General features: G+C 40.5%; 2 protein-coding genes. Both read right to left on the bottom strand.

Going from position 1 to position 921, the window contains the following annotated elements; translation table 11 throughout:
* Window positions 1-204: hypothetical protein (locus GQO39_RS09010; RefSeq protein WP_210349164.1), on the bottom strand; the 204-nt coding region annotated here is incomplete at its 3' end.
* A 45-nt stretch (window positions 205-249) separates the two neighbouring features.
* Window positions 250-921: NUDIX domain-containing protein (locus GQO39_RS08725; protein WP_210349163.1), on the bottom strand; the 672-nt coding region annotated here is incomplete at its 5' end.

Below are 921 nucleotides of genomic sequence, written 5' to 3'. Positions count from 1 at the left end.
GTCTTTGAGGCACAAAAATATCGCCTTTTTATTCTCTGTGTACGCACCCTTGTCGACCTCTCGAATGTCCAAAGAAAGATATTTTTTATCGATGAAAGAAAGACGTTCTTTCAAAGCGATGATGGTGGGGTCTGTCGGTGTGTGTCTTCTGTTTGCCACGAATATCAAAATGATGACGAAACCCACAGCCAAGGCAGCAAACAAGACAAAACTCATTACACAATGAAAAACATATTTGTCCGATATGTTTTATGTTGTTCCGGCAGTCCGGATGCAAAGAATCGCATTTTGGAGAATCTCGACTCTTTCGGGAGAGAGAACTCTTTTTGCTTCTTCGTATGTCGCCCACTTGAGTTCAGAGATTTCCTCTGAAATTGTGGAAACACCTCCAAAGTCTTTTTTCTGGATTTTTATTTCTTCGTCAGAGTATGCCAGAAAGTATTGACTTCCATAAATCTTGCCGTTTGTCCCAATGAAACGCTCAATGAAAGGGTTCGAATCATCTACAATCTGAATTCTGTTTCTCTCCATTCCCGTCTCTTCAACAAACTCGCGAACGGCACAGACAATACTCGACTCTTTTGTGTTTTTCTTTCCTTTGGGGAAGCCCCATTGTGGTTCAAAAATACTTGAAGTTGTTGAAAGGATACAATTCACCATCTCTTTCTTGTTTCTTTCGAAACGAGCTTTCATCTCTTCTTTATCGTCGAAATAAAGTCTACAATTTTTTTGTGGCAGAAAGTCGTCCCAAAGAGCATCGAAACTCCACTCACAAAGTTTTTGCCTTTCCTCTTCTGTCAAACGAGCACATGCGGATAAAAGTCTTTCCTTTGGAATTTTTGACAGAATGAGTTCGACAAACTCGATGGTGTGTCTTCTTTGGCACAACAAAAACACGGGTTCACCTTTTCGGAATGTGTA

Source organism: Bartonella refiksaydamii, assembly GCF_902652675.1.
GTDB classification, from domain to species: Bacteria; Pseudomonadota; Alphaproteobacteria; order Rhizobiales; family Rhizobiaceae; genus Bartonella; species Bartonella refiksaydamii.
This window is presented reverse-complemented; position numbering and strand designations above follow the sequence as displayed.